The organism is Brevundimonas sp. ALps5 (assembly GCF_058681645.1).
In genome coordinates, this window is the sequence record NZ_CM178744.1 from 2849481 (window position 1) to 2874459 (window position 24979).

At 69.3% G+C, this 24979-nt stretch carries 19 protein-coding genes; 16 read left to right on the forward strand and 3 right to left on the reverse strand.

The window, feature by feature from the left end; all coding sequences use genetic code 11:
* Positions 1-103: 103 nt before the first annotated feature.
* Complete coding sequence (locus ACW172_RS13525; protein ID WP_492031964.1) at positions 104-2155, forward strand: TonB-dependent receptor; 2052 nt, start codon at positions 104-106, stop codon at positions 2153-2155.
* A gap of 143 nt (positions 2156-2298) precedes the next feature.
* Positions 2299-4248: a CocE/NonD family hydrolase gene (locus ACW172_RS13530; RefSeq protein WP_492031965.1), complete on the forward strand. Its 1950-nt coding sequence runs from the start codon at positions 2299-2301 to the stop codon at positions 4246-4248.
* Between the two features lie 4 nt (positions 4249-4252).
* On the opposite strand, the gene lldD is transcribed toward ACW172_RS13530, so the two are convergent.
* Positions 4253-5395, reverse strand: a complete 1143-nt coding sequence (lldD, locus tag ACW172_RS13535) for an FMN-dependent L-lactate dehydrogenase LldD (protein WP_492031966.1) — start codon at positions 5393-5395, stop codon at positions 4253-4255.
* A gap of 179 nt (positions 5396-5574) precedes the next feature.
* Between lldD and ACW172_RS13540 the strand changes: the two genes are divergently transcribed.
* The 14 genes from ACW172_RS13540 to ACW172_RS13605 all read left to right on the forward strand — a co-directional run bounded on the left by ACW172_RS13540 (position 5575) and on the right by ACW172_RS13605 (position 21632).
* A complete protein-coding gene (locus ACW172_RS13540) occupies positions 5575-6963 on the forward strand; it encodes a pectinesterase family protein (protein ID WP_492031967.1) in 1389 nt (462 codons plus the stop codon).
* A gap of 32 nt (positions 6964-6995) precedes the next feature.
* Positions 6996-7673 (forward strand): GntR family transcriptional regulator, encoded by a 678-nt coding sequence (locus tag ACW172_RS13545; protein WP_492031968.1) that lies wholly within the window; start codon positions 6996-6998, stop codon positions 7671-7673.
* A gap of 87 nt (positions 7674-7760) precedes the next feature.
* The gene (locus ACW172_RS13550) at positions 7761-10205 is read left to right on the forward strand and encodes a TonB-dependent receptor (protein ID WP_492031969.1); all 2445 of its coding nucleotides are present in this window, start codon (positions 7761-7763) and stop codon (positions 10203-10205) included.
* Between the two features lie 14 nt (positions 10206-10219).
* Positions 10220-11128, forward strand: coding sequence for an extracellular catalytic domain type 1 short-chain-length polyhydroxyalkanoate depolymerase (locus ACW172_RS13555; protein WP_492031970.1), 909 nt, complete (start codon positions 10220-10222; stop codon positions 11126-11128).
* 14 nt (positions 11129-11142) lie between these two features.
* Positions 11143-12174, forward strand: coding sequence for an alpha/beta hydrolase family protein (locus tag ACW172_RS13560; RefSeq protein WP_492031971.1), 1032 nt, complete (start codon positions 11143-11145; stop codon positions 12172-12174).
* Positions 12171-13895 carry an AMP-binding protein gene (locus ACW172_RS13565; RefSeq protein WP_492031972.1) on the forward strand — a complete coding sequence of 575 codons (1725 nt, stop codon included), beginning with the start codon at positions 12171-12173 and terminating at the stop codon, positions 13893-13895. The genes ACW172_RS13560 and ACW172_RS13565 overlap by 4 nt, the downstream gene beginning before the upstream one ends.
* 51 nt (positions 13896-13946) lie before the next feature.
* On the forward strand, positions 13947-15287 hold the full coding sequence (locus ACW172_RS13570; RefSeq protein WP_492031973.1) for a DUF1254 domain-containing protein: 1341 nt from the start codon (positions 13947-13949) through the stop codon (positions 15285-15287).
* Between the two features lie 109 nt (positions 15288-15396).
* Positions 15397-16143, forward strand: a complete 747-nt coding sequence (locus ACW172_RS13575; protein WP_492031974.1) for a response regulator transcription factor — start codon at positions 15397-15399, stop codon at positions 16141-16143.
* Positions 16140-17468 (forward strand): ATP-binding protein, encoded by a 1329-nt coding sequence (locus tag ACW172_RS13580; protein ID WP_492031975.1) that lies wholly within the window; start codon positions 16140-16142, stop codon positions 17466-17468. The genes ACW172_RS13575 and ACW172_RS13580 overlap by 4 nt, the downstream gene beginning before the upstream one ends.
* 110 nt (positions 17469-17578) lie before the next feature.
* Positions 17579-18286, forward strand: a complete 708-nt coding sequence (locus tag ACW172_RS13585; RefSeq protein ID WP_492031976.1) for a carbonic anhydrase — start codon at positions 17579-17581, stop codon at positions 18284-18286.
* Positions 18283-19836 (forward strand): SulP family inorganic anion transporter, encoded by a 1554-nt coding sequence (locus tag ACW172_RS13590; RefSeq protein WP_492031977.1) that lies wholly within the window; start codon positions 18283-18285, stop codon positions 19834-19836. The genes ACW172_RS13585 and ACW172_RS13590 overlap by 4 nt, the downstream gene beginning before the upstream one ends.
* Positions 19837-19980: 144 nt before the next feature.
* On the forward strand, positions 19981-20244 hold the full coding sequence (locus ACW172_RS13595) for a DUF6894 family protein (RefSeq protein ID WP_492031978.1): 264 nt from the start codon (positions 19981-19983) through the stop codon (positions 20242-20244).
* A gap of 3 nt (positions 20245-20247) precedes the next feature.
* On the forward strand, positions 20248-20967 hold the full coding sequence (locus tag ACW172_RS13600) for a Crp/Fnr family transcriptional regulator (protein WP_492031979.1): 720 nt from the start codon (positions 20248-20250) through the stop codon (positions 20965-20967).
* A 62-nt stretch (positions 20968-21029) separates the two neighbouring features.
* The gene (locus tag ACW172_RS13605; RefSeq protein ID WP_492031980.1) at positions 21030-21632 is read left to right on the forward strand and encodes a Crp/Fnr family transcriptional regulator; all 603 of its coding nucleotides are present in this window, start codon (positions 21030-21032) and stop codon (positions 21630-21632) included.
* Here ACW172_RS13605 and ACW172_RS13610 read toward each other — a convergent pair.
* Positions 21629-23536, reverse strand: a complete 1908-nt coding sequence (locus tag ACW172_RS13610) for a hypothetical protein (RefSeq protein WP_492031981.1) — start codon at positions 23534-23536, stop codon at positions 21629-21631. The two genes, ACW172_RS13605 and ACW172_RS13610, sit on opposite strands and share 4 nt — an antisense overlap.
* Before the next feature lie 122 nt (positions 23537-23658).
* Entirely contained in the window at positions 23659-24843 is a 1185-nt protein-coding gene (locus ACW172_RS13615; protein WP_492031982.1) for a glycoside hydrolase family 88/105 protein, read from the reverse strand.
* Positions 24844-24979 lie beyond the last annotated feature (136 nt).

Genomic DNA, 24979 nt, shown 5'->3' on the forward strand with positions numbered 1-24979 from the left:
TTTGGCCACGGTTTCGGCCAATGACGCACAGGCACGGCAAAGCCTCTTGACCGGGCGTGATGTTATCTCATAACACTAAACCTCTCCCCGAGTAGAGGTCTCCATGCGTCCCCCGATCACCGCCCCCCTCCGGCTGCTCATGCTGTCGGCCGTCTCCTCCGTCGCGCTCGCCGGGGTCGCTCACGCCCAGAGTAAGCCCGCGCCGTCCGATCAGGCCGACACGGTCGACGACGTGGTCGTCACCGCCTCGCCCTACGGCGTCAGCCAGCGCGCCTCGACCATCGCCACCGAGGTGCTGGACGAACAGGCCCTGGCCACGGCTCCGGCCCAGTCGCTGGGCGACATGCTGGCCGGCCAGCCCGGTCTGCGCTCGACCGGCTTCGCCCCCGGCGCCAGCCGCCCGGTGATCCGCGGCCTGTCCGGCCCGCGCGTTCAGGTCCTGACCAACGGCATCGGCATGATCGACGCCTCGGCGGTCTCGCCCGACCACGCTGTGGCCACCGACCCGGCCGAGGCCAGCCGCATCGAGGTGGTGCGCGGCCCCTCGACCCTGATGTACGGCGGCTCGGCCATCGGCGGTGTGGTCAACATCATCGACAGCCGCATCCCGACCGAAGTTCCGACCGGCGGCCTGTCGGGCGTCATCTCGACCCAGGCCTCGACCGTCGACGACGGCAAGTCGATCTTCACCCGCCTGACCGCCGGGACCGGCCATTTCGCCTTCAACATCGACGGCGTGCGCCGCACGACCGACGACTATGAGATCCCGTCGCCCGCCCGCTCGGCCCTTCTGGCGGCCGAGGACGGCGCTCCGCGCGGTCCGGGCGGGACCCAGCCCAACTCCTACACCGACCTCAAGGCCTGGGGCGTCGGCGGGGCCTATATCGCCGACAAGGGCTATTTCGGCGTCTCCTACAAGGACACCGACAGCGAATACGGCACGGTCGCCGAGCCGACCGTCTTCATCCAGCTGCACCAGACGCGTGAAGACGTGCGCGGCGAGTACAATTTCGACGCCGGCCCGTTCAAGACGATCCGCGCCAACTACGGCCATGCCGAATACACCCACACCGAGTTCGAGAACGCCGACACCCCCGGCACCATCTTCAACTCCGACGGTCAGGAAGGCCGCCTCGACCTGGTCCAGCGCCCCCGGCCCCTCGGCGGCGGAACCTGGAACGGCGCCATCGGCGCCCAGGGCCTGTCGCGCACCTTCGAGGCGATCGGCGCCGAAGCTTTCGTCCCGACCACGGACATCAAGGAGGGCGGCATCTACACCGTCCAGCGTCTGGACCTCGGCCAGTATGGCTTCGAGGGCGGGCTGCGCTACGACCGCCACACGGTCTCGGCCGTTCCGCTGGGCGACACGGTCGAGCTGCAGCGGGACTTCAACAACGTCTCGGCCTCCATCGCCGGCTTCCTGCGTCCGGCCCCCGGCCTGTTCCTGGGTCTGAGCCTGGCCCACAACGAACGCGCCCCCTCCGAGGTCGAGCTGTTCGCGGACGGACTGCACGTCGCCACCGCCGCCTATGAGACCGGCGATCGGACACTCGACACCGAGAAGGTCAATACGCTGGAGGGCACGGTCCACTACGACGCCGGCCGCGTCTCGGGCGACCTGCACGTCTATGGGTCGAAATACGACGGCTTCATCGATGAACGGCCGACGGGCGCTGTCTACACCGCCGATGGCGAGGACTTCCCCGTCTATCAATTCGTCCAGACGGGCGCGACCTTCTACGGCTTCGAGGCCGAGGGCTCCTACGCCCTGTGGGAGACCGGTTCGCGCAAACTGGCCCTGGAAGGCTCGGCCGACTACGTCCACGCCGAGACGGACCTCGGTCCGGCGGCCCGCATCCCGCCGTGGTCGGTGACCGGCCGCCTGGCCTGGACCTCGACCCCGTTCGACGCCTCGGTCGAGGTGCGCCACGTCGCCGAACAGACCCGGGTCGCCGACCTGGAGCTGCCGACCGACAGCTACACCCTCCTGAATCTGGCCGCCGCCTGGCGTCCGATGACCGACCGCAACGTCACCGTCTTCGCCGAGGCCAAGAACCTGACGGACGAGGAGGCGCGCGAGCACGCCTCCTTCCTGAAGGACATCGCCCCGATGCCGGGCCGAAACTTCCGCATCGGCGTCGCCTACCGGTTCTGACCCCCGTCAGCTGACCCCGTCCCCCCGACCCCCGGCGTCCGCGCAAGCGGGCGTCGGGGACTGTCCGGCGCAGGGTGCGACAGCTTGTCCATCGCGACAGTGCGTGGTCTGTTCCGGGCGTCCAGCCCCGAGGAGATCTTCCCATGTCGCGCGCCCGCCTGTCCGTCGTCCTCTCCCTCCTCGCCCTGACCACGGCCTCGGCCGCGCTCGCCCAGGCCGTCCCGCCCGCGCAGCCCCCCGCTCAGGCCGACGCCCTGACCGCGTCGAAGAGCGAGATCCCGACGTCCTTCCAGCCGGGTGTCCCCGCCGACAACTACGTTCGCCGCGAGGTGATGATCCCGATGCGCGACGGGGTCCGGCTGCACACCGTCATCATCATCCCCAAGGGGCTGACCGATGCGCCGATGATCCTCGATCGCACCCCCTACAACGCCAACCGCCTGACCAACGGCACGGGCAGCACCCACGCCGAGATGCTGGTGCGTCAGGGCTACGGCACCCTCCTCCAGAACGGCTATATCCTCGTCGCCCAGGACGTGCGCGGGAAGTACGGGTCGGAGGGCGACTACGTCATGAACAGGCCGATCGTCGGGCCGCTGAACACGACCGGCGTCGACCACGCCACCGACGCCTACGACACCATCGACTGGCTGTCGAAGAACGTGCCCGAATCCAACGGCCGGGTCGGGACCATGGGCAATTCCTACGATGGCTTCACGGTCACCCAGGGGCTGATCAACCCCCACCCGGCGCTCAAGGCCGCCGTGCCGATGATGGCCATGGTCGACGGCTGGATGGGCGACGACTGGTTCCACAACGGCGCCTTCCGCTGGCTCGGCGCGATCGACTATGCCCTGGGGCAGGAGGGCGCGCGCTCGGGCGGTCCGGCCTGGCCCGCCGCCTGTTTCGACGACTATGAGTGCGCCCTGGCAGCGGGCTCGGCGGCGCAGCTGGGAGAGGCCAAGGGGGTCCAGCAGACCGGCTTCTGGAACCAGCTGCTGCGCCACCCCGCCTATGACGGCTGGTGGCAGGCCCAGGCGGTCGACAAGATCCTGGCCCAGCAGCCGCTCAAGGTCCCGACCCTCTGGGTCCAGGGCCTGTGGGATCAGGAGGACATCTACGGGACGCTGGCGGCCTACCGCGCCGTGGAGCCCAAGGACGTCAACAACGACATGAACTTCCTCGTCGCCGGCCCGTGGATGCACGGCGGCGCCTATCGCGACAGCGGCTCCAGCATCGGCGATGTCCAGTTCGACAGCGCCACCGCCTTCTACTTCCAGCGCCACGTCCTGCTGCCCTTCCTCGATGCCCATCTGAAGACCCATGGCGCGCCGGCTGACATCGCTCCGGTCACCCTGTTCGAGTCGGGCCGCAACGAGTGGCGTCACCTGCAGTCCTGGCCGACCGATGTCCCGTCGCGCCGCCTCTATCTCCAGGCCGGCAACGGCCTCGGCTTCACCGCCCCGGCGGAAGGCGGACAGGCCTTCGACGAATACATCTCCGACCCGGCCCATCCGGTGCCCTATATCCAGCGGCCGGTGCGCGGCGACGCCTGGCGCACCTGGCTGGCGACGGACCAGCGTCCCTACAGCGACCGCGCCGACGTCGTGACCTATGTCTCCGAGCCCCTGACCGAGGCGGTGCGCATCTCGGGCAATCCGCAGGTGCATCTGTTCGCCGCGACGACCGGCACGGACTCCGACTGGGTGGTCAAGCTGATCGACGTCTATCCGTCCGAATACTGGCTCCAGCCCGAGATGGGCGGCTATCAGCTGGCGGTGTCGATGGACATCTTCCGCGGCCGCTACCGCGAGAGCCTCAGCGACCCGAAGGCCATCACGCCCAACCGGCCGCTCGAATACAAATGGGCCCTGCCCGCGGCCAGCCACACCTTCCTGCCGGGCCACCGGATCATGGTGCAGGTCCAGTCCAGCTGGTTCCCGCTCTACGACCGCAACCCCCAGACCTTCGTGCCGAACATCATGTTCGCCAAGCCCGAGGATTATCGCCGCGCGACCCAGCGGGTCTATCACGCCGGCGCCGCCGCCACCTTCATCGACCTGCCGATCGCGGTGGATCAGGCGGGGGAATAAGGCTTCAGCCGCTCGTCCGGGCGAGGCAGCGACCGTCGATGTCGCCGATCGTCCGGGCGCCGGTCAGGGTCATGGCCACGCGCATCTCGGCCTCGAACAGGTCGATCAGGTGGGCGACGGCCGCCTCTCCCCCGGTCGCGAGCGCATAGACGAAGGCGCGGCCCAGCAGGACGGCGTCGGCGCCGAGGGCCAGGGCCCGGACCACGTCCAGCCCGTTGCGAATGCCGGAATCCGTGAGGATTGTCAGCCTGCCCTTCACGGCCTCGGCGATGGCGGGCAGGGCGCGCGCGGTGGACAGGACCCCGTCCAGCTGGCGGCCGCCGTGGTTGGAGACAACGATGCCGTCGGCCCCGAAGCCGGCGGCGTCACGCGCGTCCTCGGGATCGAGAATGCCCTTGATGATCATCGGCCCATCCCAGGCGTCCCGGATCCACTGCAAATCCTTCCACGAGATGGAGGGATCGAAGTTCTGGCCCAGCCAGCCGATGTAGTCGGCCAGCCCGGTCGGCTTTCCGAGGTAGGCCGAGACATTGCCGAGGTCGTGCGGCTGACCCTTGAGGCCCACGTCCCAGGCCCAGGCCGGATGGGCCATGGCCTGGACCATCCGGCGCATCGCCGCATTCGGTCCGCTCATGCCCGAGTGGGCGTCGCGATAACGGGCTCCGGGGACCGGCATGTCGACGGTAAAGACCAGGGTCTTGACCCCGGCCGCCTTCGCCCGGTCCAGCACCGAGGCCATGAAGCCCCGGTCGCGCAGGACGTAGAGCTGGAACCACATCGGCCGGTCGATGGCCGGGGCCACTTCCTCGATCGGACAGACCGAGACGGTCGACAGGGTGAAGGGGACGCCGCGCGCCGCCGCCGCTTTCGCGGCCTGGACCTCGCCGCGCCGGGCGTACATGCCGGTCAGGCCCACAGGGGCGAGGATGAGGGGCAGTTTCAGGATTTCGTCGAACAGCCGGGTCTCGAGGCTGAGGTCGGACATGTCCCGAAGCACGCGCTGGCGCAGGGCGACCTCGCGCCAGTCCGCGACATTGCGGGCCAGGGTCGTCTCCGCATAGGCCCCGCCGTCGATGTATTCGAACAGGAAGGGCGGAAGCTTGCGACGCGCGGCCTCGCGATAGTCGCCGGGCGACGAGATGATCATTCAAACGCTCCGCGACGGACGACGGCTGATCCTAGCGCCGGTGCGACCGTCACGTCTCGCTCCATGGGGCGGAGGTTGCGGCACAAATCCTCCGCGACCGAGGGCGCTCGATTTTGGTAAATGTTAGCGGTATCACGGCTGACCCGTCGAAATCCCATTCCGTTGCCGGACCCGCCATCATGCTCGATAGACGCGCCTTCACTCTCAGCCGTCGTTCGGCCCTGGCCGGTCTCCTGGCCGGCGCCGCCGCCCCGGCCTTCGCCCAGGCCGCCCGGGCGAGCGTTCCAACGTGGGAGGCCGAGCCCGACATCATTGTTGCCGCCGACGGCACGGGGCAGTTCACCTCGATCCATGCGGCGGTCCAGTCGATCCCCAAGGACAACCGCGAGCGCAAGATCATCCTGATCCGCAACGGGGTCTATGATGAGGTCGTCCGCGTCGACGCCGCCTATGTGACCCTGCGCGGAACCAGCCGGATGGGCACGCGGCTGCAGTCGAACCGGCCCGCGGACCTGCCGCGCGACGCCCTGGGGCAAGGCGTGCTCAACATCAGCGCCACGGCCCACGACTTCGTCCTGGAGACCATGACGGTCCACAACACCGTCACGGCCATCGGGCCGCACGCCTTCACCATCTTCGGCCGGGCCGACCGGACCATCATCCAGAACGCCGACATCCTGAGCCTCGGCGCCGACACCCTGTCGCTGTGGCGCGGGATCAAGGGATCGGACGAGGCAGGCCTGTCCGAGGGACCGGGGGCGACGCCCCTGACCGCCGACGGCGGGCGGTATTATCACACCGGGCTGAGGGTGATGGGGTCAGTCGACTTCATCTGCCCGCGCGGCTGGTGCTTCCTGTCGAACTCCGAGATCACCCAGGTCAATCCGAACACCACGGCCGCCTTCTGGCACGAGGGGATGCGGGTCGAGGACAAGAAGTTCGTCATCAAGGGCTGCATCGTCGACGGCCCGCCGCAGTTCTATCTGGCCCGGCATCACCGTGACGCCCAGTTCTACTTCGTCGACTGCAGCTTCTCGGAGCGGATGCGCGATCAGGCCCCCTATCTGGTCGTCTATCCGCTGAACGGCGGGACCCCGACCGCCGACGACCTGGCCCGCAACCGCGCGGCGCAGGAAGAGGGCCGCTGGCCCGAGCGGCACTATTTCCACAACGCCCATCGCAAGGGTGGTGACTATGGGTGGCTGGCCGACAATCTGGCCACCGCCAAGGGGGTGCCGACGCCAGCGGACATGACGGCGAAATGGACCTTCGCCGGGACCTGGGATCCGGAGCGGACCGACGGACCGGTCGTCACCGGGGTTCAGGTCGGGCCGCAGGGTATGGTCGTGACCTTCGACCGGCTGGTGACCGTCAAAGGGGCGCCGCGCCTGGCCTTCGGCGGCGGAGCCTTCGGGGGGTACAAGAGTGGCAGCGGGACCAATGCCCTGACCTTCGAGGCGGCCGGGGCCGGACGTCGGGCTGAGCTGGATCTGAGCCAAGGGCTGGTGATCGGCAGCGAGGCGGTCAGCGTCCTGACGCCCGCCAGGACGACGCTCCGGGGGGCTTGATCCGACGCACGCCCCGGTCGCATTGTAGACAAATGACCGCGCCCGCCACGACCCGCCTCCAGCAACGCCGCAGCCGCTCCACGGCCGATCGTGTTGCCATGGACCTCGCCTTCCTGATCGAGACCGGGGTCTACAAGCCCGGCGACCGCCTGCGCGAGGTCGAGTTGGCCGAGCGCTTCCGCGTCAGCCGCGCGCCGGTGCGCGAGGCCCTGCAGGTTCTGGCCACCCGATCGCTGGTCCATATCGAGCCGATGAAGGGGGCGACCGTAGCCCGATTGTCGGACCAGGAGGCGCGCGAGAGCGTCGAGATCAGCGCCGTCCTGTTCGGCCTCGCCGCCCGCAAGGCCGCCGCCGCACGCGACAATGACGATATCTCGGGGCTTTGGCGTCAGGTCGAAAGGCTCGAGGCCATGGCCGGGGAGGGGGTGGAGGCCGCGGCCTTCTTCCGCCAGACCCTGCGCGCCGGCCTGGTCGTGGTCGACGCCGCCAAGGGCAGTCGGTTGCGCGCCCTGATCGTCGACGTGCGCATGGGCGCGGCCGACAATTTCGGGCCCTTCGGCTTCACCACCAGTGAGCTGCGCCATACGGCGGCCCGGCGCTGGCGTGAGATGGTCGAGGCGATCGTGCGGGGTGACGGCGACGCCGCCGACCGCCTGGCCCAGCAGACCCACGTCGACTCCCTGACCGCGGCCCTGAAGGTCACTTCGTAAATTGTCGACAATCTATGGACAAGGGTGATCGTCCGGGCTTAGGCTCGTCTTCGACAATGGCGCGCAGACGCCGTGCGGAGGATGACGATGACACAGGGTTGGACGGCGTTTGCCGGGCTGAGGACGCGTGACCTGAATCCGGGCCGGAAGGCCCTGTTGCGCGCCGGGGCGGCCGCGGTTCTGATGGGCCTTTCCATGTACGGAACAGCGCACGCACAGACCGCACCACAGGAGCAGACCGCCACCGATGTCGGCGAGGTGGTGGTCACCGCTCGCCGTCGCGCCGAGCAGCTGCGCGACGTCCCGACCTCCGTCACCGCCATCACCGAGGCCGACCGGCAAGGCCTCGTGCTCGACAAGATGGAGGACTATCTGCGTCAGGTGCAGGGCGTGACCCTGGTCACCTCGGGCCCCGAGTATCTGAACGACATCTCCATCCGGGGGCAGGGCAGTGGCCGGGTCGGCTTTACCGAGACGGCGACCGGCCTCTATCGCGATGGCCTCTATAATTCGGGCGGCGGCTTCGGCGGGCGATCCCTGACGCGGCTGGACCTGTTCGACAACGCCCGCGTCGAGGTGCTGCGCGGACCTCAGGGGGCGCTGTTCGGCCGCAACGCCGTAGGCGGGGCCATCAACGTCATCTCCAACACCCCGAAGGACGAGCTTCAGGCCAGCCTGACCGCCCGCTACTCGGACCCCGACCGCACCGACTTCGAGGGCATCCTGAATCTGCCTCTGGCCAAGGACGTCGACCTGCGTCTGGGCGGCTTCGTCAGCGACCAGAGGGAGGGCTTCATCGTCAATGAGACGACGGGGAACTTCACAGACACCCAGAAGTCGACCGGTGCACGGGCTTCGCTGGAAGCACGGCCGACGGCCAACATCACCTTCGGCGCCACGGCCGAATACTATGACAGCAACGCCGCCGGCTTCACCGGGCTGGCCCGCAGTCCGGCGCTGGATCCCGACCCTTACGTCCGCGCCAACCAGAACCGCGAGGGCCGGACCGACATCCGCGAGACGGGGCTGCAGCTGCGCGCGGACATCGATCTGGGCGGCGCGACACTGGCCCTGCGCGCCTCCCATCGCGAGCGGGAAGGGGCGCGTACCGGCGAAGATGACGAGCATTTCGTCGGCCTGTCCCTGACCGACGTCGCGCCGGGCGCCGCGGTGGCCTATCCCGACTATTCGCGCGACCAGTACGAGAGCTATTCCCGCGACGTGGTCCAGGCGACGCTGGCGTCGAAAGGCGACCGCCGGATCAGCTGGCTGTTCGGACTGGAGTTCCTGGCCTCGGGCGACAACGTGGTCACCGAGCCGGGCGCCTGTCCGGCCTATACGGGCGTGGCCCAGCCGATGACGCCCGGCTGTTTCGTCGGCACGGCCGCGGCCGGGGCGACCACCACCTTCTCGGCCGCCGCGCGTCAGGCCGGACGCGGCACGATGAACCACGACACCTTCAACGAGGACGTCGATTCGATCTCGGCCTTCGGCTCCCTCGAGGCGAAGCTGACCGAAGGCCTGTCGCTGGGCGTCGAGCTGCGCGTCCAGAACGACAACCGCGACTACGCCTTCGAGCGCTGGTCCGAGGACCCGCTGGTCTATTTCGGTTCGGGCGCGGTTCCGGTGGGCCTGCTGGCGCCCATCGGCGGTTCAGGCGCGACCACGGCCCAGTTCTGCCCCCCGACCCTGGTGGCCCCGGCCTGCGCAGCGGGCAATGAGACGGCGACCGTCCAGTCGGCGTTCGACGAGACCTACTATACCCCGACCGTCACCCTGCGCTGGAAGGCGGCGGAGGATCAGAGCCTCTATGCCCGTTTCGCCACCGCCTATCGCTCGGGCGGGTTCAACACCAATCTGCCGCCGGCGGTGACCCGGGCCCAGCTGCCCGGCATCCTGCGCTACGACGCCGAGTACGCGTATAATTACGAGACCGGCTGGAAGGGGCGGCTGTTCGGCTTCAACGGCGAGGCGGCGGTCTACTACACCTGGACCAATCAGGTGCAGGTGGTCACGGCGCCCTCGGCGGGATCGACCGGCTTCATCCTGTCCAATGCGGGCGACGCCCATGTCTACGGCTTCGAGGCCGAGGCGCGGCGGGTGTTCCGGGTCGGGCCGGGGCGGCTGGTGACGCGCGTCTCCTATTCCACCGCCGACGGCGAGTTCGAGAAGGGCGCCTCCCTGATCAGCCAGGGCGTGACCGTCGATCTGGACGGCAAGCATGTGCCGCGACTGCGGAGCAATCAGGTGGCCGCCAACCTGCTCTACACCCAGCGCTTCGGTCAGCTGCGCGGCTTCGTCGGGACCAGCGTCCAGTACGCCGACGGCGGTTATGAGACCCCGGACAACAGCCGCGAGTATGCGGGCTACACCCTCTATGACGCCCGCATCGGGGTGGAAGGCGAGCACTGGCGGTTCTCCGTGACCGGGCGCAACCTCAGCGACGAACGCTACGTCCTGAACGTGGTCGGCACGGCCGAGTTCTGGAGCCAACCGCGCACCTACGGCGCCGAACTGACCTTCCGCTACTAGAAGAGAGCCGGACCATGAAAGCCATCGCCGCCGCCGTCATCGCGACCCTCCTGCTGGGGGCGGGCGCTGCTCAGGCCCAGTCCGCGCCCGAGGCCTCGGCGGTGGTCTCGCACAGCGTCCGGGTCGGGGCAGCCAACCGCGAGTATCTGCTCTACAGGCCCGCGAACGCGACCGGACCTGTGCCCCTGGTCATCGCCCTGCACGGCGGGGGCGGCAACGCCCGGACCATGGTCCCGCGTTGGATCGAGACGGCGCGGCGCGAGGGCTTCGCCGTCGCCTTCCCCAATGGCGTCGGGCGGATGGGCAATATGGGGACGTGGAACGCGGGCGGCTGCTGCGGCTTCGCCATGACCTCGAACAGCGATGACCTGGCCTTCATCGGGGCGGTGATCGACGATCTGACGGCGCAGGGGATCGATCCGAAGCGGGTCTATGTCACCGGCCTGTCCAACGGCGGGATGCTCAGCCACCGGATCGGCATCGGACTGTCCTCCCGGATCGCGGCGGTTGCCGTGGTGTCGGGCGCCATGTTCGGCGGTGAGGCCCAGCCGTCCCGGCCCCTGCCGATCCTGATCATGCATGGCGAGAAGGACGACATCGTCCCCTTCAACGGCGGAAACTCGCCGATGTCACTTGTCGCCCGGTCGCAGTCGCAATCCTTCCTGCCGGTCAGCCGCGCCGTCGACTTCTGGCGCCGCGCCGATGGTTGTGCGGGCGCTCCTTCGGTCGAGGTGCAGGGTGACGTCACGGTCGAGACCTCCGCATGCCGCGACGGGTCGGAAGTGGTCTTCTACCGTCTGGCCTCGGCAGGCCACACCTGGCCGGGGCCTGTGGTCGCGTCCGGCGGGCTGGAGCGCGCCCGCTATGACGCCATCGACGCCACCCAGGTCATCTGGCGCTTCTTCTCCGGCCATTCGCGCTGAGGAGCGATCGCGTCATGAGCCTGTCGGCCCGTTTCATCTCCGCCGCTTCGGTCCTCGCCCTGCTGGGCGCCTGCGCCGCTCCGCCGCCCTTGGAGACCCGGGCGACGGCGGTGGCCGCGACCATCGCTCCCGCCGCAGCGGTTCAGGTGATCCGGGGCGAGTGGCGCGATCCGGCCCGCGACCGGACCGTGCCGTACAAGCTCTATCTGCCTGCCACGACAGGGCCGGCGCCGGTGGTGATTTTCTCCCACGGTCTGGGCGGATCGCGCGAGGCGGCGACCTTCCTGCTGCAGTTCCTGGCCGAGCACGGCTTCGCAGTGCTGGCCCTGCAGCATCCGGGCAGCGATAGCGCCCTGCTGGCCGGTGCGACCGATCCCGACCGCGCCATCGACCAGCTCAGGGTGGCCGTGGGCGATCCCCGCGCGGCCGTGGCCCGGTTCGGCGACATCCCCTTCGCCATCGATCAGCTGACCGCCGCCAATGCTTCGGGACCTCTGGCCGGGCGGTTCGACCTGTCGCGGATCGGCATGTCGGGCCATTCCTACGGCGCGCTCACGACCCTAGTCAGCGTCGGCCAGAAGCTCCAGGGGCCGAGACCGGATCTGTTCCGCGAACCCCGGATCAAGGCGGCGATCGTCTACAGCCCCAATGCCCCGCGCAATCAGGACGCCGCTACGGTGCTCGCCGACATCCGCACGCCCATGCTTCACTTCACCGGCACCGCAGACAGCACGCCCTTCGATCTGGAGGCGACGCCGGAGGGGCGACAGGTTCCGTTCCGCACGATCACCGGCTCCGACCAGTATCTGATCGTCTTCGAGGGCGGCGATCACATGATCTATTCCGGCCGGGTCCAGTCCGGCGGCGCCATGACCGAGGCCCAGCAGCGCCAGACCGAGGCCATCGAGCGCGAGACCCTGGCCTTCTGGCGCGCCTATCTGCTGGGCGATCCGGCGGCCCTGACGGAGCTCTGCGGCCTGCCGGGACGGATCGCGCTGATCGGTGCCGCCGAGGTCAAGGCGCCGCGCTGCGCGGGGCGCGGATGAGCGTTTCCGCCCGCTTTCGCCGCATGGCCGCCCGGCCGCCGGAGGCGCGGGTCCGCAGGGGGCGTGACGGCGTGGTCTATCTGAGCCACCCGATGCGGCTGCGTCCGGCGGCCGATAATCTGATCGCGCTTCTGGTTCGGGCGATCCGCAGGCACGGTCCGCGTCCCTTCCTGCATGAGCGCTCGGGCGAGGGCTGGCGCGGCCTCTCCTACGGCGCGTTCGGAGAGGCGGTGGCCCGGCGCGCCTCGGCCCTGTCGCGGCAGGGCGTCGAGGCCGGGCAGGTGGTCGCCATCCTGTCGGGCAACAGCATCGACCATGCGGTGACCGGCTTCGCCGTCATGGCCCTCGGCGCCGTGGTCGCCCCCCTGTCGCCGGCCCATCTGGCGCATGCGGCGGGGCGGAGCCTGCTGGTCGACCTGTATCGACGGCTGGATGCGAAGCTGCTGTTCATCGATGCGGCCCTCGCGGCCCCCGTCGCCGAAGCGGGCCTGCCATCGGCCCTGCCGCTCGGCATCCTCGACGAGGATCTGGCCAGCCCACCGTTTGACCTCGCTGCGGCCGCGCGCCGGATCCGGCCGGAGGACGGGGCGAAAATCTTCTTCACCTCGGGCTCGACGGGCACGCCCAAGGCGGTGGGCAACACCCACTGCATGCTGACGGCGTCGGCGGCCATGGTCGATGCGGTCAGCCCGCGCCTGCCGATGTTCGCCCGGCCGGTGATGCTGGACTGGCTGCCCTGGCATCACACCTACGGCGGCAATGTGAACCTGCATGCGATGATGCTACGGGGCGGCGCCTTCCACATCGACGATGGGCTGCCGACGCCCGACCGGTTCGGCCGTACGCTGGAAAACCTCGCCCGGGTCCAGCCGACCCAGATCACCAATGTGCCGGTCGCCTATCCGATGCTGATCGCGGCCCTGAAGCGCGATCGCGATCTGGCGAAGCGGGTGCTCAAGAACGTCCGCGCCTGCTCCTTCGGCGGGGCGGCGCTGAGCCCCTCGGTCGTCGCCGACTTCCAGTCGCTCGCGGTCCGCACGGTCGGGAAGCGGATCATGTTCGGCTCGGGCTACGGCATGACCGAGACCAGCGGCATCATCGCCCTCGTCTGGTGGCGCACCGACCGCACCGACCTTCTGGGCCTGCCCATGCCGGGCGAGACGCTGAAGCTGGTCCCCTGCGACGATGGGCGGTTCGAGTGCCGGGTGGCGGGGCCGAACCTCTTCTCTGGTTATCTGGCCGGCGCCGCGCCTCCGTTTGACGACGAGGGCTATTTCCTGACCGGCGACGCGGTGCGGCCGGCGGATGCGCGGGACTGGTCGGCGGGGCTGGTCTACGACGGGCGGCTGGCCGAGGACTTCAAGCTGTCGAACGGCGTCTGGGTGCGGGCCGGGCCGATGCGCGAGGCCTTGCTGGACGCGCTTCGCCCCCATGCGGCGGACCTGATGCTGTGCGGCGCCAATCGCGAGGAGGTCGCCGCCCTAGTCTGGCCCGCACCGGGCGCTTCGGACGCGACCAAGGCCGCGCTCCGCGATCTCGCGCGCGCATTCAATGTTGATCGCACCACGGCTTCGACCCGGCTGGCGCGGCTGGAGCTGGCCGCCTCGGCCCCGACGCCCGCCGAGATGACCGCCAAGGGCACGCTCAACCCCGGTCGGGTCGCCGTGCACCGCGCCGCCGAGATCGACGCCCTGTTCCTGTCCCCGGATGCCGCGCTCTGAACGCACGCCGCCATCCTTCCTTGTCCTGCAAGCCTCAGAGAGAGAAAGCCCATGCACCGTCGCCAGCTGATGCAATCCGCCTTCGGTCTGTCGATGCTGTCGCTCGGCGGCTGCGCGACGCGGGCGTTGGCTCTGGCTGAGATCGCAGATCCGTTCCAGCGCGCCTTCGTCTACGCCTTTCCCCTCTATGAACTGGCCCGGATCGAGCAGGAACGGACGGGGGCGGTCGGCGGACCGGGGCGGCTGAACACCGTCGTGCACCGGTCCCAACTGATGGACTCGAACTCGCGCCAGGTCACGGCGCCCAACAACGACACCATCTATTCGTCGATCTTCCTGGAGCTGTCGGGCGGACCGGTTGAACTCACGGTTCCGGGCTCCACGGACCGGTATTTCTCCCTTGCCTTCATGAGCGCCTTCACCGACGTCTTCGCCTATGTCGGGACTCGGGCGACAGGCGGGCAGGGCGGTCGCTATCTCGTCGTCGGGCCGCAGTGGCAGGGTCAGGCGCCGGACGGCGTCCATCTGATCCGTTCGCCTTCCAACGACGTCTGGGCCCTGATGCGGACGCTCGTCGACGGTCCCGCCGATCTGGCCGCAGCCCAGGCCTTCCAGAGCGGACTGACGCTCAGCGTCGGGCCCGATCGGCCGTCCGCGCGCGGCTTCACCCATGCCGCAGGAGACGTGAATGACCCGGCGGTGTTCCTGTCACTGGTCAATGAGGTGATCGCCCGGTCGCCCGGCGGCGGTTCGGAATTCGGGCGCGCAGGCCAGTTCGCAGCGCTGGGGGTCGGCGGGGCGGCGCTGCCCGATCAGGCCATTCTCGACCAGTGGCGTGCGGCCATTCCGGCGGGGCTGGAGCACCTGCGCGAGGTGTTCAGGTTCCGCGACTACGCCGTCGACGGCTGGAGCTATCAGCCGCCGGGCGTCGGCGACTTCGGGACCAACAATGAGCTGCGCGCCGCCGTGGCGCTCGGCGGAATCGCGGCCCTGGGCGAGGCTGAGGCCATGTATTTCCACGCCAATTTCGACGGCGCGGGCCAACCGCTGGACGGTGGGACGGCCTATCGCTGGCGGGTGCCGCCGGGCGGGGTGCCGGTCGACGCCTTCTGGTCCCTGACGATGTACGAGGTGACGCCCGAGGGGCGCTACTTCTTCACCGAGAACCCGATCAGCCGCTATTCGATCGGCGACCGGACGCCGGGGCTGGTGGTCGATGCCGACGGTGGTCTTGAAATCCTGATCCAGCGGGAGCGTCCGACCGGCCCCCTGGCCGCCAACTGGCTGCCGTCGCCGGAGGGGCGGATGCGTCTGGCCCTGCGCGCCTACCTGCCGAAAAAGACCCTTCGCGACCGGAGCTGGAAGGTTCCGGCGCTCGAACGGGCGCCCTGACCCCGGGTTGCGACGGATCGGCGCGCCCCGGTTACGCCGGGCGCGGGGATCGCTAGATCGGGCGTGACGGACCGGCCCCGCGGTCCGCCTCAGTCGAGTGCGCCTGTCTATGATTCCTGAACTCCACCGCGACCTTGCCGTGGAGCCGGCCAAGGCCGTGCTCGTCGTCGAGGACGATCCCGCCCTGAGGGCCCTTCTGATCCGCTCGCTGAAGGAGAACGGGTTCGAGGTCCACAGCGCCGGGTCCGGCGTCCAGATGGCGGCGGTGCTGGCGGACACGCCGGTGGATCTGGTCCTGCTGGACGTCATGCTGCCGGGGCCGAACGGCTTCGACCTGTGCCGCGACATCCGTCGGGTCAGCGAGGTGCCGATCATCATGCTGAGCGCGCGGGGCGACGAGTCGGACCGTCTGGTCGGGCTGGAGCTCGGCGCCGACGACTATATGTCCAAGCCCTTCTCGACCAAGGAGCTCGTCGCCCGCATCCGCGCCAATCTGCGTCGGGCGGGCGGCAATGTGATCACCCCGGCGGCGCGGCGGCGGCGGATGGTCTTCGCCGGCTGGACCCTCGATGCGGGCGCGAGAGAGTTGACCTCGCCCGAGGGCGTCGCGGTCGATTTGTCGGGCGCGGAGTTCGATCTGCTGCTGGCCTTCGTCGGCAGCCCCCAGCGGGTCATCGGGCGCGAGCGGTTGCTGGAGCTGTCGCGCGCCCGGGTCGCCGACGCCTCGGACCGCAGCGTCGACGTTCTGGTCAGCCGGCTGCGGCGCAAGCTTTCGACCGCCTCTAACGTCGAACCCCTGATCCGCACGGTGCGCGGCGTCGGCTATTCCCTGACGGCGTTGGTCGAGCGCGAATGAGGCTGCTGCGGCGCTTCCCCCAGGGACTGGTCGGTCAGGCGGCCCTGGTGCTTCTGCTCGCGGTGGTGCTGGAGTCGTTGGGATCCTCGATCCTGCACGGACGCGCCGACATCGCGGCGGGGCGGGGCGATCAGGTGCGGCTGCTGGCCGAGCAGCTGGTGGCCTTCGATCAGGCCATGGCGCGGACGCCACCGGCCCAGCGGGCCGAGCGGGTCGCCACCCTGTCCGCCCCGGGGGTGCAGGCGCGCTGGACGCCGATCCCGCCGATCCCGGACGAGGCGCCGAGCGCCCTGCTGGAGCATTTCGAGGCCAAGATGGAACGCTGGCGGCCTGCGCTGGCTGGGCGGGAGCTGAGGCTGTCGGCCTCCGGCGCCGGATTGCCCTTCTCGCCGCATCGGCTTCTGGTGGCTCTCGAGAGCGCGGACGGCGGCTGGATCACCCTGTCGACCCGGTTGGCGCCCTCGCCCTGGGTCGCGGCGGTCAGCGGACTGGGCTCGGCGGTCATCCTGCTGGGCGGGGTGCTGCTGGCGTCGCTGCTGATGCTGAGGTCGATCGGATCGCCGCTGCGCGCCCTGACCCTGGCGGCCGATCGCGTCGGGGCCGGAGAGAGCGTCACGGTGGCGGAGGAGGGGGCCGGCGACCTGCGCCGCGTGGCCAAGGCCTTCAACGCCATGCAGACGCGCATCGCCCGCCTGACCGAGGCGCGAACCCAGGCCCTGGCCGCCGTCAGCCATGATCTTCGCACTCCACTGGCCCGGATGCGGCTGAGGGCAGGGGAGATCGAGGACGCTCCGGCCCGGGCGGCGATGGAGTCCGACATCGACGAGATGAGCGCCATGCTGGGCTCGGTCCTGTCCTATCTGAAGGGCGACGAACCCGAGGAGCCGCGCCGCATGGACCTGGCCGCCATGGCCATGACGGTGGTCGACGACGCCGTCGATCTGGGCCGCACCGCCACCTATCGCGGGCCCGATCATCTGGTCCTGACGGCGCGGCCCGTCTCGCTGAAGCGGGCCCTGTCCAACCTCGTCAACAACGCCCTGATCCATGCGGGGACAGCGCGGGTCACCCTCGAAGCCGAGGCCGGCGACGCGGTGCTGGCGGTCGAGGACCATGGGCCCGGCATCCCGGAGGAAGAGCGCATCCATGTGCTCCAGCCCTTCCACCGGCTGGATCGGGCGCGGGCGCGCAACACCCCGGGGTTCGGGCTGGGCCTGAGCATCGTCAATGAGATCGTCCGCCGCGAGGGCGGGACCCTGACCCTGACGAACCGGGCGCGGGGCAGCGGGCTACGCGCCGAAATCCGCATTCCGCTGGTCGGGTGAAGGGCGGGCGTTTCGCCGCACCCCCGGCAACACTTTGACACATGGATGGTGCGTCGCAGCAAAGAACGGCTGCGAAACCTGACCCCCTGTTTCCCCCACAGGAGGTTGTCATGGAACACGTACTGGAACGCGCCGCCCGCTTCCGCGGCCAGGTCTTCCCGGCCCAGAGCGCGCTCTACTCCCGGCTGGCTAGCGACGGTCAGAGCCCCAAGGCCTTGATGATCAGCTGCGCCGACTCCCGCGTCGTGCCCGAGATCATCACCCAGGCCGCGCCCGGCGACCTGTTCGTCACCCGCAACGCCGGCAACATCGTGCCGCCCTTCTCGAACGCCAACGGCGGCGTCTCCTCGGCGGTCGAATACGCGATCATGGCGCTCGGCGTGCGCGACATCGTCATCTGTGGCCACTCGCACTGCGGGGCCATGAAGGCCTTCTCCAGCCCCGAGGCGCTGGAAAAGATGCCCAACGTCGCCGCCTGGCTGAAGCACGCCCACGCGGCCCACAGCGTCGTCTGCTCGGCCTATCACGACCTGAGCCCGGACGAGGCGGTCACCGCCACGGCGCTGGAGAATGTGGTGGTCCAGCTGAACCACCTGCGCACCCACCCGTCGGTCGCCTCGGCCATGGCCAAGGGCGAGCTGACCCTGCACGGCTGGTTCTTCGAAATCGAGACCGGGACCATCCTGGCCTATGACGGTCAGCAGGAGCGGTTCGTCGCGGTCACCGACGACGCCCCCCTGCCGGTCGCCCATGCCGCCGCCATTCGTCGCGCCGCCATCGGCGTGGTCGGTGAGTCCATCGGGCTGGCCGCCGAATGACCCAGTCCGCAGCCTCCTCCCCGGCCGCGGACTCGTATCGGAAGGTCGGCTTCTCGCGCGACCTGACGGCGTCCATCGTGGTCTTTCTGGTGGCCATGCCCCTGTGCATGGGCATTGCCGTCGCCTCGGGCGTTCCGGCCGAGCGCGGCCTGATCACCGGCATCATCGGCGGCATCGTCGTCGGCGCCCTGGCGGGCTCTCCGCTGCAGGTGTCCGGCCCCGCCGCCGGTCTGGCCGTCATCGTCTTCGATGTGGTCCAGAAGCATGGCCTCTCCGCGCTCGGTCCCATCCTCGTCGTCGCCGGCCTGATCCAGCTCATCGCCGGCGCGCTCAAGGTCGGGGGCTGGTTCCGCGCCATCTCCCCGGCCGTGGTCCACGGCATGCTGGCCGGCATCGGCCTGCTGATCGTGGTGGGTCAGTTCCACGTCCTGTTCGGTGACGCCCCGCGCGCCCACGGGCTTGAGAACATCATGGCCATCCCCGGCGCCATCGGCGGCCTGTCGCTGGCGGCCTTCGGCAACGCCGAGGCGACCCTGATCGTCGGCCTGACCACCATCGTCGCCCTGGTCGGCTGGGAGAAGGTCCGTCCGAAGAAGCTCAAGCTGGTTCCCGGCGCCCTTCTGGGCGTGCTGGCCGGTTCGATCGTGGCGGGCGTCTTCGGCCTGAACGTCCAGATGATCTCGGTGCCGGAATCGATCGCCTCGGCCATCGCCGTCCCCGGCCTCGACGCCTTCGCCGAACTGGTCGATCCGGTCCTGCTGGGCACGGCCCTGGCCATCGCCTTCATCGCGTCTGCGGAGACGCTTCTCTCGGCGGCGGCGGTCGATCAGATGCACGACGGTCCGCGCACCAAATACAACAAGGAACTGTTCGCCCAGGGCGTGGGCAACATGATCTGCGGCGTGCTCGGCGCCCTGCCGATGACCGGGGTGATCGTGCGCTCCTCGGCCAACGTCCAGGCCGGCGCCGTCAGCCGCTGGTCGGCGGTGATGCACGGCTGCTGGATCTTGGCCTTCGTCGCGGTCCTGCCGTGGGTGCTCAAGATGGTGCCCAGCGCCGCCCTCGCCGGCGTTCTGGTCGTCACCGGCTGGCGTCTGGTCAGCCTGAAGCACGCTAGGCACCTGTTCTCGCGCTACGGCCTGCTGCCGGCCCTGATCTGGGCGGTGACCTTCATCACCGTGGTGGCGACGGACCTGCTGGTCGGCGTTCTGGTCGGCATGGCCCTGACCCTGGTCGAGCTGGCGCCGCACCTGCTGCGCATGGGCCTGAAGGTGGTCCGCAAGGACGCCGACCATGCGGACGTCGCGCCGCACGAGGTCAAGCTGGAAGGGACCGCCACCTTCCTGCAGCTGCCGGGCCTGACCAAGGTGCTGGAGGCCGCCCCGACTCAGGGTGAGCTGCAACTGGATGCGCGTCGGCTGTCCTTCATGGACCATACCTCAGCCGAGGCGATCAAGGACTGGATCCGCGGCCGTGAGAGGGCCGGGGGTTCGGTGGTGGTCAAGGCGGAGGGCCGCCTGGGTGAGCAGCTCCGGGCGGAGCACGCCTGACGACCACGCCGTCGGGTTTCCAGACCCAGACGGACCCGGCCGGCGCGGACCCCCTCCCGCGCCGGCCTTTCCGTGCCCGGCGACGGCGAGGCGCCGGGAACGGCTCGCGCCCACGAGGGTTGTCGCATCTCCACGGAGACGCTGATGGCCCGCTACTTCTTCCACACCCTCGACGGCGAATGCGTTCGCGACGAACTGGGCGAGGAGCTCCCGGGCGATGACGCTGCGAGGGAAGAGGCCCTGATCGTCTTCGGCGAACTGCTTCAGCACTGCGGCCATCGGTTCTGGGCCTCGGGCGTGTTCAGCGTCATCGCCACCAACGAAAGCCGCGAGGTGGTAGTCACCTTGACGGCGCAGGCCTCCACGGATCTGCCGGATGACGCCCGGGCCAACGCCCTGACGGACTGACGCATGTACAACGCATTGGTCGAAAAACTGGCGCGCCGTGACGTGCTCGACGCCGTCGAGGAAGCGGCCCTGGCCCGGGTTCTGGGACCCGCCATTCGCGTTCCCGCCGGCCGCGATATCGTCAGCGAACATGTCCGTGTCGAGCAGAGCACCCTGATCCTGAGCGGCTTCACGGCCCGCTACACCACCCTGGCCAACGGGCGACGGCAAATCACCGAGATCAATCTGACCGGCGATTTTATCGATCTGCACAGCCTGCTGATGAAGCAGATGGACCACGGCATCGTCGCCCTGACCGACTGCGTCATCGCCCACGCCAGCCATGCCGACCTGCGCAAGCTCGTGGACGACCACGGCCATCTGGCGCGGCTGCTTTGGCTGGACACGGTCATCGATGCGGCCATCCATCGGCAGTGGCTGGTGGCCATGGGTCGGCGCAGCGCGCTCGCCCACCTCTGCCACCTGATTTGCGAGATGTATCTGCGTTTGGAAGTCGTCGGTCAGGCCGCCGACCATGTCTTCGATCTGCCCCTCAGCCAGGCCGTGTTGGGCGACGCGCTCGGCCTTTCGACCGTCCATGTGAACCGGCTGATCGGCGAACTCCGCGGCGAGGGCGTCATCACCTGGGTCGGAGCGCGGATCACGGTCCTGAGGTGGGACCGGTTGGCCGAGATCGCGGAGTTCGACCCCACCTATCTGCGCCTGCATCGTGAGCCGACCTGAGAAAGAGCGGCCCGATTCACCTATGTTAATGCGCGGACGCGGCGCGGGCCGCATCGGCGGTCATGGCTTCCGATTTCCACGATTCGACCATCCCCCAACCCGCTCCCCCGCCGAATGTGCCGGCGGCCAGGGGAGATCGGCGAGGCCCCGGAGCGACGGCGGTCTGGATCGAGGCGGGCGTCTTTGTCGAAACGACCCGCGCGCGGCGGCTGGCCCGGGTGGTGGGACCCGGTGACCTGATCCAGGGCGAGGGGGTCTGGGTGACAGAGGGCCTCTATCGGGAGGGGGACGCTGTCGCTCTGCCGGAAGGCGTTCAGGGCGACCGGGCCCAAGCCGCCGCCGATCGGCGCGTTCGCGTGCTGAAGGCGCGGCTGGACTGCCTGATGACCCATTCGAGCCTGACCCGGCTGGCCGATCTTCTTGCGACGATTCATGAGTGCAATGGAGAGAGCCGGATCGTGCTGACCCAACAGGAACTAGCGGAACTGGTCGGGCTGCGCCGTGCGACCGTCAATGAGGGCCTCCAGGCCTTGCAGGACAGGCGGATTCTGCGTGTCGGTCGGGGACGGATCGACATCCTCGATGCCGCCGGCCTGGCGAAGGCGGCGTGCGGCTGCGAGAGCGGGGAGGCTGTTCCACCCCGCAGTCCAGGCGCCGAGAGTTAGTGGGCCGTTTCGCGGAACTCCAGCCGCCAGGACAGGTCGATGGGCCCCGCGGGCGGGGTCGTTCCGCACTCCACGACCGACCGCAAGGCGCCGACGGGGGTCCGGTGGCGGTCCGACAGGGCACCGGCCTGACAGTTCAGGCCCTCGACCTTGAAGCTCTCGATCTCGCCGTCACCGTAACGCGCGCCGTCGGCCGTGACGGCCGCCTCGCCAAAGCCGGCGAAGGTCGTGTCGACGCGGGCGATGGTCACCCCCGCGCGGGGCTCGATATGGTCCGTGCGGATGATGCGGCCGGGCTCCAGCACATAGCGAGTTGAGATGCTGACGCGGTCGTCGGCGACCGGGGTCGGCTGGCCCATGCGGTCCAGCTTCGCTTGGCTGTAGGTGACGATGGTGCGGTCGCCCTCGGTGGTGACCTCGGCGTGGGTGAAATACGCCAGCGGTTGCAGCACCGCTCCGTCCGACAGGGTCAGGCGCGGCAGAAGCTGCGGATACGTCTCGTCCGCCGTCCCGGCCAGAACGCCCGGCGAGAAGGGGATGGGGAAGTAGGGGGTGTTCATATGCTGGCCGTCGCCGCCGTTGATCAGCGGCAGGCCGATGACGCGGGACCCGTCGCGATATGTGACCAGCAGACGGTCGTACTCCCCCCTGGCGAACCAGTTGGTCTGGCTGCGGGGCAGGGTGGCGAGCCAGGCTTCGAAGCCCGGATCGGGCGCGGCGTCGTGATAGCCGAGCAGGTTCCAGATGGCGTTGGTGTAGAGCAGCTGGTGGGCGAGGCTGAGGTTCTCGCCCAGGATCCGGTGCTTGCCGCGATAGGCGTCGGTCTTGCGCCCGTGGTCCCACAGATTGACCGAGCCGGTCGCCGGATCCAGCCAGAAGTCGGCATAGCGGGCGGCGACGCGCGAGGAAAAGGCATAGGCCATGGCCTTCTCCTGATCCGTGAGCACGTCCAGCGAGGCGGCCGCCGTCAGGACCTCGAGGAAGGCGGTCTCGCCATAGGTCCCGATGCTGCGGCCGTATTCGAAGCCCTCGCCGCGCAGGTTGAGGCGCGGCAGCATGAGATCGACCGAGGACCGCAGCCAGGTCTTCACCTCCGGCGGCGGGGCGACACCGGTCTCGATGAAGCGCTGGGCGATCTCGCCGATCAGCAGCACGCTGTAGCGGTCAAAGCGGCCGTCGCCGTTGGTCTCGTCGGCGAAGCCGTACTGGCCGGAGTATTCGCGGAAGTGATCCAGGGTCTTGGCCAGCAGGGCCTCGCTGGCGCTCGCATCCTCCCAGCCCAGCAGATAGCGCAGCCGGGCGATGGAGAAGGCGACGCCGAAATAGTTGTTGGGCAGGTCGATCAGGGTCAGGTCGGAGGTGCGCACGAACCGGCGCCAGTCGAGCTGTGTCCGCAGCTTCGCCAGGGTCTCGGGACTGACCGCCTGATCGAGCAGGCCGGCGACCTGAAGCTCATGCAGGGCGGAGGCATAGTAGTAGATCCCCCAGCTGTCGTTGGGGTCGTCGACCGTCAGGTCGGCCAGGCGGCGGAAGCTGGAGAGGTATTCGGGGAAGTTCGGATCGGTGCGCGGCGTCTGGCTCAGCACATGGGCCATGGCGATGGCGATCTTGCCGGGCAGGAATTTGTCGTGGGCCTCGAAGACCGCGACCCCGTCCAGCCGATAGTCGCGGCCGTCGGCGCGAAGTTGCTCCAGCAGGGCCTCGACCTGGGGGGTGATGCGCGTCTCGACCGTGCGATTCATCGGGGCGACGTCGCGGTAGAGCGGGCCGCGCGAGGCTTCGGCCAGAGAGGGGGCAAGAGAGGGGGCGGGGAAGGGCGTGGCCGGCGTTTTAGGCGTGATGGCGCAGGCCGTCCCGGTCAGCAGGCAGGCGGCGGCCGTGGCGAGAAGGAGGCTGCGGGGCATCGGCCGATCCCTGAATCTGAAGGGAAAAGGGCGGGAACGACCACGGCCGCCCCCGCCAGAGAACTGTCCCTGGGAAGGAACGTGATCAGGCTGGATTGGTCAGGCCAATTTGTCAATCGAGCTTACCAGTCACTCCGCTGCGACACTTCCGACGCGGCCATCAGGAAGGCGCCGGAGCCGTAAAGCTGGGTGTCCGAGGCCGCGACATGGTCCGGCGCATAGCCGACCTGCTGCACCCAGCCGAGGCGGCCGTCGGGCTGGACGGCGCGCGACAGGGCGGCCCAGCCCTTGGCCACGGCGGGACTGTAGGTCGCCCGATCCAGCACCCCGGCGTTCACGCCCCAGGCCAGGCCATAGACGAAGAAGGCGGTGCCGCTGGTCTCGGGCGGCCCCCCCACGTCGAGCAGGGAGACCGGCCAATAGCCCTCCGCGCCCTGCAGCCCGATCAGGCGTTCGGACATCTGGCGGAACAGGGTCTCATAGCCGGTGCGGGCCGGATCGTCGGCGGGCAGGGACTGCAGCACCTTGGCGAGGCCGGCATAGGACCAGCCGTTGCCCCGGCTCCAGAACACCTTGTGGCCCGCCGCATTGGGCTTACCGATGAAGCGGCTGTCTCGATAGAAGAGGTGGTCGTCGTGGTCGTAGAGGGCCTCGATCGTGGCGTTCAGCTCGCGCTCGGAGTGGCGGCGGTATTTTGGGTCGCCGGTAATTTCGGACAGCTCAGTCCAGACCGGCGGAGCCATGAAGATGGCGTCGCTCCAGCACCAGCGGACCTGACAGGGCCGTTCGCCGCGGCCTTCGTCGAAGGTCATGGCCGCGTCGCTGGGGGCCGCGAGGACGGCGTCGAAGCGGGCGCGGATCGGGGCCAGGCGTGCCTCTCTGGCCGAACCCTGAACCCGTCCGGCGGCCCAGATCCAGCTATGTCCGATGGCGTCGGCGTCGGCGTGGCGCGGGCGCGTGCCGAAGCCCCAGTGGGCCGCCTCGCCGTGATCCACGATGGCCTTCGCATAGGCCGCGTCGCCGGTGGCGTCGGTGAAATCGGCGAGGCCCGCCCAGAAGGTCGCCTGGATCCAGTCGATCGGATCGGTCGTCTGGTCGTGGAAGGTGCCGACATAGTCGAAGGCCTCCATATGGGCCAGCTGCCAGTCCGCGACCCGTCGGGCCTGCGCCAGCACCGCCGCGTCGCGGGCCGTCTCGGCCGGTTGTGCAACCAGCGCGGAGTCTGTCGCGTCGCCCGCACAGGCGCCGGTCGCCAGCAGCACCCCCGACATCGCCAGCGCCGCCGCGCTCCAAGCCTTATTCCGCATCGTCCACTCCCTTTCCGGGCCATTTGGCTAGCCCGGTTTATAATTTTGGTCTGACCAATCTTGTCACCGGTGTCACTTCCGGTCTAGCCTGTTCGCATAACGTCGCCCGGTTTACGGGCGCGAGGGAAACATCAGG

Excerpts from the sequence above, each read along its gene's own strand:
- ACW172_RS13525 (WP_492031964.1), top strand. The coding sequence starts at position 104 with ATGCGTCCCCCGATCACCGCCCCCCTCCGGCTGCTCATGCTGTCGGCC.
- ACW172_RS13530 (WP_492031965.1), top strand. The coding sequence starts at position 2,299 with ATGTCGCGCGCCCGCCTGTCCGTCGTCCTCTCCCTCCTCGCCCTGACC.
- lldD (WP_492031966.1), bottom strand. The coding sequence starts at position 5,395 with ATGATCATCTCGTCGCCCGGCGACTATCGCGAGGCCGCGCGTCGCAAG.
- ACW172_RS13540 (WP_492031967.1), top strand. The coding sequence starts at position 5,575 with ATGCTCGATAGACGCGCCTTCACTCTCAGCCGTCGTTCGGCCCTGGCC.
- ACW172_RS13545 (WP_492031968.1), top strand. The coding sequence starts at position 6,996 with ATGACCGCGCCCGCCACGACCCGCCTCCAGCAACGCCGCAGCCGCTCC.
- ACW172_RS13550 (WP_492031969.1), top strand. The coding sequence starts at position 7,761 with ATGACACAGGGTTGGACGGCGTTTGCCGGGCTGAGGACGCGTGACCTG.
- ACW172_RS13555 (WP_492031970.1), top strand. The coding sequence starts at position 10,220 with ATGAAAGCCATCGCCGCCGCCGTCATCGCGACCCTCCTGCTGGGGGCG.
- ACW172_RS13560 (WP_492031971.1), top strand. The coding sequence starts at position 11,143 with ATGAGCCTGTCGGCCCGTTTCATCTCCGCCGCTTCGGTCCTCGCCCTG.
- ACW172_RS13565 (WP_492031972.1), top strand. The coding sequence starts at position 12,171 with ATGAGCGTTTCCGCCCGCTTTCGCCGCATGGCCGCCCGGCCGCCGGAG.
- ACW172_RS13570 (WP_492031973.1), top strand. The coding sequence starts at position 13,947 with ATGCACCGTCGCCAGCTGATGCAATCCGCCTTCGGTCTGTCGATGCTG.
- ACW172_RS13575 (WP_492031974.1), top strand. The coding sequence starts at position 15,397 with ATGATTCCTGAACTCCACCGCGACCTTGCCGTGGAGCCGGCCAAGGCC.
- ACW172_RS13580 (WP_492031975.1), top strand. The coding sequence starts at position 16,140 with ATGAGGCTGCTGCGGCGCTTCCCCCAGGGACTGGTCGGTCAGGCGGCC.
- ACW172_RS13585 (WP_492031976.1), top strand. The coding sequence starts at position 17,579 with ATGGAACACGTACTGGAACGCGCCGCCCGCTTCCGCGGCCAGGTCTTC.
- ACW172_RS13590 (WP_492031977.1), top strand. The coding sequence starts at position 18,283 with ATGACCCAGTCCGCAGCCTCCTCCCCGGCCGCGGACTCGTATCGGAAG.
- ACW172_RS13595 (WP_492031978.1), top strand. The coding sequence starts at position 19,981 with ATGGCCCGCTACTTCTTCCACACCCTCGACGGCGAATGCGTTCGCGAC.
- ACW172_RS13600 (WP_492031979.1), top strand. The coding sequence starts at position 20,248 with ATGTACAACGCATTGGTCGAAAAACTGGCGCGCCGTGACGTGCTCGAC.
- ACW172_RS13605 (WP_492031980.1), top strand. The coding sequence starts at position 21,030 with ATGGCTTCCGATTTCCACGATTCGACCATCCCCCAACCCGCTCCCCCG.
- ACW172_RS13610 (WP_492031981.1), bottom strand. The coding sequence starts at position 23,536 with ATGCCCCGCAGCCTCCTTCTCGCCACGGCCGCCGCCTGCCTGCTGACC.
- ACW172_RS13615 (WP_492031982.1), bottom strand. The coding sequence starts at position 24,843 with ATGCGGAATAAGGCTTGGAGCGCGGCGGCGCTGGCGATGTCGGGGGTG.